Origin of the sequence: Archangium sp. (genome assembly GCF_036389735.1) — a bacterium.
Classification (GTDB): domain Bacteria; phylum Myxococcota; class Myxococcia; order Myxococcales; family Myxococcaceae; genus Archangium.
Genome location: NZ_DASVWK010000857.1, coordinates 1 through 9149, shown reverse-complemented (window position 1 = coordinate 9149; position 9149 = coordinate 1). Strand labels below are relative to the sequence as shown.

7 protein-coding genes are annotated in these 9149 nt (G+C 69.3%); 3 read left to right on the top strand and 4 right to left on the bottom strand.

Going from position 1 to position 9149, the window contains the following annotated elements:
* Positions 1-217 precede the first annotated feature (217 nt).
* Both VF794_RS30675 and VF794_RS30670 read left to right on the top strand, forming a co-directional pair.
* On the top strand, positions 218-961 hold the full coding sequence (locus tag VF794_RS30675; protein ID WP_331116572.1) for a hypothetical protein: 744 nt from the start codon (positions 218-220) through the stop codon (positions 959-961).
* 135 nt (positions 962-1096) lie between these two features.
* Complete coding sequence (locus VF794_RS30670) at positions 1097-1672, top strand: hypothetical protein (RefSeq protein ID WP_331116570.1); 576 nt, start codon at positions 1097-1099, stop codon at positions 1670-1672.
* Positions 1673-1802: 130 nt separating this feature from the next.
* Here VF794_RS30670 and VF794_RS30665 read toward each other — a convergent pair whose 3' ends face one another.
* On the bottom strand, positions 1803-5123 hold the full coding sequence (locus VF794_RS30665; RefSeq protein ID WP_331116568.1) for an amidohydrolase family protein: 3321 nt from the start codon (positions 5121-5123) through the stop codon (positions 1803-1805).
* A gap of 163 nt (positions 5124-5286) precedes the next feature.
* Positions 5287-6168: a cytochrome c gene (locus VF794_RS30660; protein ID WP_331116566.1), complete on the bottom strand. Its 882-nt coding sequence runs from the start codon at positions 6166-6168 to the stop codon at positions 5287-5289.
* 256 nt (positions 6169-6424) lie between these two features.
* Here VF794_RS30660 and VF794_RS30655 point away from each other — a divergent pair, with 256 nt between their 5' ends.
* Positions 6425-7474: an NAD(P)-dependent alcohol dehydrogenase gene (locus VF794_RS30655; protein ID WP_331116565.1), complete on the top strand. Its 1050-nt coding sequence runs from the start codon at positions 6425-6427 to the stop codon at positions 7472-7474.
* A gap of 12 nt (positions 7475-7486) precedes the next feature.
* Here the strand turns inward: VF794_RS30655 and VF794_RS30650 are convergent, their stop codons facing one another.
* Both VF794_RS30650 and VF794_RS30645 read right to left on the bottom strand, forming a co-directional pair.
* Positions 7487-8668, bottom strand: coding sequence for a hypothetical protein (locus VF794_RS30650; RefSeq protein WP_331116563.1), 1182 nt, complete (start codon positions 8666-8668; stop codon positions 7487-7489).
* A 91-nt stretch (positions 8669-8759) separates the two neighbouring features.
* The coding region (locus tag VF794_RS30645) for an MFS transporter (protein WP_331116561.1) at positions 8760-9149 on the bottom strand (390 nt) is incomplete at its 5' end.

Genomic DNA, 9149 nt, shown 5'->3' with positions numbered 1-9149 from the left:
GGAGAGCTGAGCCCCGAGGACGGAATGACAGGGGCCGCCTCCCTCCTGGGCGAGCGACCGGAGAAGGTGTCGAAGCACTCGCTCGCCCATGACGAGTCGTCCACCCCCCGGACGCCATGTTCAGGGGCGATCGCTCCGTGCGACAGGGGAGTTGACGCCTGAAGTCACCTCCTGGCACACCACTTCCGAAGAGACACTGGGTAGGCGAGGCGCACGCATGGACGAGGAGAAGAAGGCCGAGGCGAGCGGGGATGAGGTGGAGCGGGTGGGGCCGTATCAACTCCAGGAGCAGGTGCCGCAGGAGGACCACAGCCGGGTGGAGGTCTACCGGGCCACGCACGAGACGACCGGAGCGCCGACCCTGTTGCTCAAGCCCGCCGCCGAGGACGAGGAGGGCACGGAGCCACTGCCCGATTGTCGGGTCCGCTTCATCTCCTCGACCTCCCCCAGCTACGTCGCCGTGGAGGTGGAGCACACCCCGTGGTGCGTGGCCCCCGACAAGCACTCCGTGGAGGAACTGGTGTGCACCTTCGAGGATGTGCAGAAGGCCATGGGGCGCATGGACCAGGCCCTCCACCCTTCCAACGAGGCTCGCCCGGGGTGGCGCCTGCGGTTGGCGCTATCGGGTGCCGCCGCGCTCGTGGTGGCGCTGCTGCCGGGAACGTTGGCACCTGTTGACGAGGTGCGGGATTCCACGCTGGAGGCCTGGGTCACGGACGTCCACGTGGACCCCGTGCCGGGCCGGTCCGGCAACGCGCCGCGCCCGGTGAAGAACCAGAAGCAGGCGCCCTGTACGGAGGGCCTCGAGGTGGAGGTGTCCGGCGTGTGCTGGCTTCCGATTGCGAAAAGCCCCTGCCCACCACAGACCGTCCCCTACCAGGGCCAATGCCTTCTGCCCGTCGCGGTGCCGCGCCCTCCTGTCACCAGCCTGGACGGTGGCAGCGGCTCCGAGCCCCGCTGAGGCGTCGCCTCCGGACCCCATACGAAGTGCCTGACACCGCCCCCAGATTCCTGGAGCGGACGTCACGAAGTTCAAGGCCACCGGCATTCAAACCCAACGCTTTCCGTAGCTCGAACCGTGGAGGTTTGACCCGTGATGAGCCATCCCGACGCGAGCGAACTCGGCAAACTCGTGCGCCAGTTCTATCCCGCCTCCATGGCCAGCCATGACCCGGGCTATGGGACAGCCACCGAGCCCGTGCGGCGCGAGGCTCGGAGAATGGCCGCCCAGCAAGACAGGTCGGCCTGGCAGGCATTCCTCCAGCGAATCCAGGAGGGGCTGCCAGACTCCGGTCTCTGGGACCAGCCTTCGCTCCTCCATTACCCGTGCCGCAACGTCCGGGTCTATCTGCCGCACTCGCCCATGGGCACGGACGTCCAGGATGCCGTGGTCCTCCTCGCGAGCGTGCTCGGTCCCTTCCACGCGTTCTACGCCTCGCACCATCGCTACGAGGGAAAACGCGTCGTGGAGACCACGACCTGGTTCGCGCCACTTCCCGAGCGCTTCAGGCTCCACGAGGAGCGGCTGGACGCGCTCGCGAGTTCCGAACTGGGCTCCACACGTCTCACTGCCGACGTGCTCCTCGCCCCCCTACCGGACATCCAGGTCGAGAACGTCCGACCCGGCGAGACGAGGCTCATCCACTGTCTCTTCACGAGCAATCTCTGGTGATCACGTGAAGCCGTAGAGCCGTTTCCTAACGATTTCTACAGAGGGCTAACGCAAAACGGGGTGAAGCCCAGACGTCAAAAGAAAGGGAGAGGGGACCTCCGCGAGTCCCCTCCCCTCCGGGTGACTCCGCTCAGTCCTCGTGGGTGCTCAGCGTCGTCGTCGGACCCCAGGCTTCCTGGCCCTCACGCTGGAAGAAGAGCGGCTCCTGCTTGCGCTGGCGCCCTCCCACCTCGTTGAGCGTCATCGCGTCGAACAGCCGCCCGCCCACCATCGTGTACTTGATGGACGTGCTGTTCTTCAGGTCCTCCAGCGGGTTCTTGTCCAGCACCAGCAGGTCCGCCAGCTTGCCCTCCTCCAGCGAGCCGAGGTCCCCGTCCAGCCCCAGGTAGTGCGCCCCGGACAGCGTCGCCGCCTTCAGCGCCTGGTGCGGCTTCATCCCCCCCTGGCCGAACATCCAGATCTCCCAGTGCGCCCCCAGGCCCTCGCGCTGCCCGTGCGCGCCCAGCTGCACGCTCACGCCCCGGTCGTTCAGCTCCTTCGTCACCTCGGCGATGCGGACATGGTTGAACTCGTCCTCCGGCGCCATCACCGGCCGGCGGCTGCGCGAGTCCACCACCCGCCTCGGCACGAACGCGAGCAGCCGCTTGTCGTCCCACACGTTCGTCTTCTGGTACCAGTAGTTCTCACCCCACACGCCCCCGTACGCCACGATGAGCGTCGGCGTGTAGCCCGTGCCACTGCGCGACCAGAGCTGCTTCACGTCCTCGTAGGCGCGCGGAATCGGAATCGAATGCTCGATGCCCGTGTGTCCGTCCACCACCATCGACATGTTGTGCTGGTAGAGCGAGCCACCCTCCGGCACCACCATCATCTGGAGCTCGCGCGCCGCCTGGAGCACCTTCTGCCGCTGATCCCTCCGCGGCTGGTTGTAGCTCTTCACGCTGAAGGCCCCCACCGCCTTCATCCGCCGCAGGTGCGAGCGCGCATCGTCCAACGTCTCGATGGGCGCGCGGAACGCCCCCGAGGCGCCGTACAGGATGGTGCCCGTCGAGTAGACGCGCGGCCCCACCATCACGCCGGACTTCACCTGCTCGCTCGTGGCGAAGATGGTGTCCGTGTCGTTCGACGGGTCGTGCACCGTCGTCACCCCGAAGGCCAGCGAGGACAGCAGCTTCCAGTTCTGCTCCGGCGTAATGCCCTCGTCCCCCATCGCCCCGTGCCAGTGCACATCCACGATGCCGGGCATGAGCGTCTTCCCGCTCACGTCCACCACCTTCGCCCCCGCCGGCACCGCCACCTTGCCCCGCGCGCCCACCGCGACGATGCGGCTGCCCTTCACCACCACCACGCCATCCTCGAGGACCTCGTCCCCCTTCATGGTGATGACGCGGCCACCCACCAGCGCCACCGTGCCCTCCGGCGCGTCCGTCTTCGCCGTGAAGCCGATGTCCAGCCCCTTCTCCGGCGCCTCGGGCAGCTTCTCCGGCGCGCCCTCCTGGAAGCGGAAGCTCTCCTTCAGCTCGCGCGTGTACAGCTCCGGCCCCAGCGCCCAGTGCAGCCGCTTGCCGTCCCCCGACCAGTGCAGCCACTCGCCCGCGTCGCGCGACACCTTCGCCACCGGCAGCGCCTTGCCCTCGGGACTCGCCACCGCCCCCTTCGCCCCGCGCGGCAGCGGCATCAGGAACCCGTTGAAGTTCTCCCGGAACGCCACCCACTTCTCGTCCGGCGACACCCGGTACTCCGTCGCCTCGTCGCTCGTCAGGTGCGTGCGCGGCTCGCTCCCGTCCAGGCGGATGCTCTTCAGCGCCCGCTCGTCATCCTTCTCGCGCTGCTCCACCGACAGGAAGAACACCCGCTCCGCGCTCGCGCCGAAGTGCGGCTGCTCGCCGTCCTTCGCCAGCCGGCGTGGCGTGCCTCCCGAGGCCGGCATCACGAACAGGCCCTGCTCGCGGCTGTAGAGCGCGCTGCGCAGGAGACCGCCGCCAATGGCCCGGTACACGATGGACTTGCCGTCCGGAGACAGCGCCGGCTCCACGTAGTGCCCCGGCCGCGCGCTCACCACCTTGCCCTCGCCGCCCGTCACCGGCACCACCCGGATGGTGCCCAGTTGCTCGTCGTCCCACGTCGTGTAGACGAGGCTCTTGCCGTCTCGGGAGAACGAGGGGAACAGCTCCGTGTGCTCCGTCTGCTTCGTCAGCCGCTTGGGCGTGCCGTTGGGCAGGTCTCGCACGTACAGGTGCCCCAGCGCCTGGTACACCACCTTGTCCCCCTTCGGAGACACCTGCACCCAGCGCAGCATCCTCACCGGGAACTTCTCGGGCGCCACCGCCTGGGGGAAGCGCACCGCCTCGTGAATCGTGCGAGTGCCTCGCACGTGGAAGGGAATCGGCGTCACCTTCTTCGAGGCCACTTCGATGCGCTGGAGCTTGCCGCCCGCCCAGAAGACGAGCGACTTGTTGTCCGGCGTCCACGCCATCGACGGGTACACGCCGTGGATGGCCCACGTCTCCTGCATGTCCCGCTCGAGCCCGTCGTACACGGGCCGCTCGGCACCACTCTTCAGGTCCGCCACGAACAGCGTGCTCTTGCCGCGCACCCGGCGGATGAAGGCCAGCGACTTGCCATCCGGAGAGGGCGTCGGGCGGATGGAGCCGCCGGGGCCCGTCACGAAGCGCTCCGTCTCCCGCGTGTCCAGGTCCAGCCGCTGGATGACGTAGATTTCCCCGTTCGGGTCCTTGTTGTACTCGAACGTCTTCCCGGGCGTGATGTCCTGGCTGTAGTAGACGTACCGGCCGTCCGCGGAGAACGCGGGCTCGCCCACGTCCTTCTGGTCGTTGGGGCGCTCGGTGAGCTGCACCCCGTCCCCGCCCGCGCGGTGGTACATCCAGATCTCCCCCGCGCCCAGCGAGCGCCGCGAGGTGAAGTGCTTGCGCGCCACGAGGTACTGCCCGTCCGGAGACCACGCCGGGCTGTTGAGCAGGCGGAACTTCTCCTGCGTCACCGCCGTGGGCTCGCTCCCGTCGCGCTTCATCACCCAGAGGTTGTCGCCGCCGCCGCGATCGCTCGTGAAGGCGATGGACTTGCCGTCCGGGCTGTAGCGCGGCTGCATGTCCCAGGCGACGCCACTGGTGAGCGCCTTGGCCTCGCCGCCCTCGAGGGGCAGCGTGTAGATGTCGCCCAGCAGGTCGAAGGCGAGCTCATCCCCCTGGGGGCTGACGTCCACGCTCATCCACGTGCCCTCGGTGACGTCGAGGTCCACCTGGGTGGCCGGGAAGCCGGGAGCGTTCACGTCCCACTTCTCCTCGGGCTTCTTCTCCTCGGGCTTGCCCGCGCCCTCGGCCGGCTTGGGGGCCTGGGGCTGCGCGGGAGGGGCCGGCGGCTGCGCGCGGGCGGACAGGGGCAACGCACTCGTGAGCACGAGCGCGAGGAAACGGAGGCTCAGACGTTTCACTACGGGTCCTCGTCGGTCCTGCGGGATGGGGGCACAGAGTACCCCGGACCCGGTCCGTGTGGAGGACCCTCCTGCTCTCCGCCGCCGAGCAGTCAGGGCGGCACGGGGCCACCGGCGTCACCTCGTCGAGGCGACCGCCAGCGGCCCGGCCGTGGACACGCCACTACTTCAACGTGGACAGGTACGACCAGAGCGCGCCCACCTCGGCGTCGCTCATCTTCTTGGCGAGCTCGACCGGCATCGGCATGCGCAGGTCATGGCCGTCGAGGGCCGACTTGCCGGAGCGCATGGTCTGGGTGAACGACGCCTGCGTCCAGCGCGCATCGGCGCCCAGGCGGAGCGAGGAGGCCGGCGCCCAATCGGGCGGCGCACCGGGGACCGGGCCCCCCTTGTACTCGGAGCCATGGCAGCCGGCGCAGGCCGTCACGGCCAGGTACTGACCAAACTCGGCCGTCGCATCCTCCACCGGCTTCTGGGCGAAGCCGCGCGAGTGATCCACGAGCTCGACCGGCAGCAGGGTCGGCAGCTTGCCGGCCGCGTAGAGCAGCTTGGCACCCGGACCGAGCTCCGGCGGCCCGATCTTCCGGTCGACCGCGGGCACGGTGCGCAGATAGGCGATGACCGCCGCGAGATCCTCCTTGGCCATGTGCTGATAGTCGTGGGCCGGCATCATGATCAGCGGGCGACCGTCGCGGCCGATGCCGTAGCGGATGGCCACTGCGATCTCGTCGTCGCTCCAGTCCTTGAGCGCGGCCGACGTGATGTTCGGCCCCTGCAGCTTGCCGACGAAGCCGTCGTTGGCGAAGGTGAATCCGCCCAGGTCCTTGCCGTGACAGTCGCTGCACGCGTTGCGGATGTCCACGATCCGCTGGCCGAGCTCGACCGGCGCGGAGCTCACCGCCTCACGGATGCCAAGTCGCGGCTTCTCGTAGCGTTTGGCCATCGCGGCCGAGGTCTTCGACGACGACCAGAACAACGCGCTGACCACGGCCAGCACCACCAGGGCCAACAGACCACCAATAATCTTCAGTATTGTCTTCATCATCGCGAACTCATCCCCGAGTCGGTAAGGGAGCGCCAGACTAGCAGGAATCCAAGGCGCTCCACCATACCCGGAAAGTCAAGTCCCTCGGCGGGGGAGGGGCCTTACCGGGAGGCGGTGCGCCCCTGTGACGCTTCCGCCCCGCCTCGGCGGACCTACTGATGCTGAATCCCCCGGCCGCGCCGTCGCGAGCCTGGGGTTGAATGGTCCCTTCACGCTGCGTGCGCCTTGCTCGCCGCCTTCACTACCTGGAGAGTTCATGCCGACCACCCGTGCCTATGCCGCCCCCAGCGCCAAGGCCCCGCTCGCCCCCTTCTCCCTGGAGCGCCGGGAGCCCCGGGCCCAGGACGTGCTCATCGACATCCTCTATTGCGGGGTGTGCCACTCGGACATCCACCAGGTGCGTGACGAGTGGGGCGGCTCCCTCTTCCCGATGGTGCCGGGCCACGAGATCGTCGGGCGGGTGGCCCGGGTGGGCAGCGCCGTCACCCGGTTCAAGGTCGGTGACGCGGTCGGCGTGGGCTGCTTCGTGGACTCGTGTCGCACGTGCGGCCCGTGCCGCAAGGGCGAGGAGCAGTACTGCGCCGAGGGCATGGTGGGCACCTACAACTCCCGCGAGCGTGACGGTGCGCCGACCTTCGGCGGCTACTCCACCCACATCACCGTGGAAGAGGGTTACGTGCTGCGCATCCCGGAGTCGCTCCCGTTGGATCGCGCCGCGCCGCTGCTGTGCGCGGGCATCACCACCTACTCGCCGCTGCGCCACTACGGGGTGAAGGCCGGTGACAAGGTCGCCGTGGTGGGGCTCGGCGGCCTCGGCCACATGGGTGTGAAGCTGGCCAAGACGATGGGCGCGGAGGTCACCGTGCTCAGCACCTCGCCCTCCAAGCAAAAAGACGCGCTGGCCCTGGGCGCCGCGCACTTCGCCGCCACCTCCGACAAGAACACCTTCACGAGCCTGCGCGGACACTTCGACTACATCCTCGACACCGTCTCCGCGCCGCACGACTACAACGCCTACCTCAACCTGCTGAAGGTGGACGGCACCATGATTCTCGTCGGCGCGCCGGATGCCCCTACCCCGCTGGCGGCCTTCCCCCTCATCATGGGCCGGCGCAAGCTCGGGGGCTCGCTCATCGGGGGCATCCGCGAGACGCAGGAGATGCTCGACTTCTGCGCCCAGCACGGCGTGGCCTCCGACATCGAGGTCATCCCCATCCAGAAGATCAACGAGGCCTATGAGCGCATGCTCAAGGGCGATGTGCGCTACCGCTTCGTCATCGACATCGCCAGCCTGCGCGGGCCGTGAGCGGCGGCGGGCTCAGTAGATGGCGAGCCCCACCGACCAGGAGCTGATGAAGTCGCGGGTGCCCGGGCTGGCTGTCGGCAGCCAGTCCTGCGTCCAGCGGAACGTCAATCCCAGACGCGTGGACACCTCGAACTCCGCCAGCCCGCCAAACGAGACATAGGGCCGCTCGCCCTGGGTGGTGGGCAGCCCCCCTCCGGCCGAGGCCGACCACGACTGGCCGCCGCCGACGAAGGGGCCCAGGTGCAGGCGCCACAGCGCGAGGGGGTACCACTGCGCCTCCAGGCCCGCGCGCACGTTGTAGAAGCCGCCCGTGCCGTCACCGCCGCTCTGGAGCCGCGAGTCGACGAGCAGGCCGAGCTTCTTCACGGGGAAGTAGCCGAGCGCGAAGCGGAAGCCGAGGCTCCTCGGGTTGAGCCCGCCCGGAAGGCCGAGGCTGTCCTCGCCCGCGCCGAACTGGTACGAGAACCCCTTGCGGTTGAGCGGCGCGGCACCCCGCAGCCACAGTCCCGCCCCCTCCCGGCCCGACAGCGTGGCCCGCTCGACGCCTCGCAGATGCTCGGGGGTCAGCTCGTCCAGCGCGACGATGTCCTGCCGTCCGCCCTGGTACCACAGGTGCACCGGGTGGTGCGGATGCACCGCCACCGTGCCCTCGTAGCGGGCCCCCTCGGAGGCGGCCAGCCCCACCCCCACCGCGACTCCCACGACGATGGCCGCCACCAGCAGCTTGTCCACGTTGTTGATGGAGGAGCCCACCGACGCGCTCTTGCTCGTGCCCGTGGAGCCCGACGAGCCCCCCCCGGAGCTGGCGTAGCCCACGGGCACGGCCTCGTGGTGGTTGGAAGGCCTCGGGGCGGGTGGGTCGTAATAGGGCGCGCCGTAGTCGATATAGAAGTCCGGCACCCAGTGGCCGTGCAGCCCCATCGAGTAGCCCAGCGGCGGCTCACCGGAGTGGGACACCCAGAGGGGGGCCGGCTCCGGCTCGGCGGCCGTCGAGAACTGCTGCACCGCATACACGTCCCGCCCGCGCTCTTGCGCAGGCGCCCGCACGAGCCGCTCCAGCTCCGGACGCTGAACCTCGTAGAAGTGACCGAGGCACCCGCTCGTCAGCAGCGCCACCAGCGTGGTGAGCACGTGCAGCCGCGCGGGCCGCGCCGTCGGGGGAACACCACTGTGCCGCCATGCCGCTCGACTCATGCGCCGCTCCTGGGTCGGGTCTACCGGGACGCCCGCGCGAACATAGAACGAGCGGGCCCGCGACTGAATCCCAGGCCCGGGGTGGCGGGGCTCAGTCCTCCACGGGCTCCATCCGCCTCGTGGCCTCGCGCATCCCCGTGGCCACTCGCGGCAGGATGCCCAGCCGCTGGTAGACGGGGTGCACCTGCTCCCGCAGTGAGGGCAACTTCACGGAGAACCACGCCGCCACCGCCACGCACACCCCACCCCCCAGGGCGATCGTCGCCGGAGCCCCGATGCGCGCCGCCAGCGCCCCCGCCAGCAGGCTCCCGAAGGGCGCCGTCCCCACGAAGGCCATCAGGTAGAAGCTCATCAGCCTGCCCCGCATCCGCTCCTCGACGATGGTCTGCAAGAGCGTGTTGCTCGCCGCTGTCGCCACCATCATCCCGAAGCCCGTCACCACCATCATCAGCAGCGACGGCACCACCTGCCTCGACAGCGC

Coding starts and splice junctions, on each gene's coding strand:
- VF794_RS30675 (WP_331116572.1), top strand. CDS start 218: ATGGACGAGGAGAAGAAGGCCGAGGCGAGCGGGGATGAGGTGGAGCGG.
- VF794_RS30670 (WP_331116570.1), top strand. CDS start 1,097: ATGAGCCATCCCGACGCGAGCGAACTCGGCAAACTCGTGCGCCAGTTC.
- VF794_RS30660 (WP_331116566.1), bottom strand. CDS start 6,168: ATGATGAAGACAATACTGAAGATTATTGGTGGTCTGTTGGCCCTGGTG.
- VF794_RS30655 (WP_331116565.1), top strand. CDS start 6,425: ATGCCGACCACCCGTGCCTATGCCGCCCCCAGCGCCAAGGCCCCGCTC.
- VF794_RS30650 (WP_331116563.1), bottom strand. CDS start 8,668: ATGAGTCGAGCGGCATGGCGGCACAGTGGTGTTCCCCCGACGGCGCGG.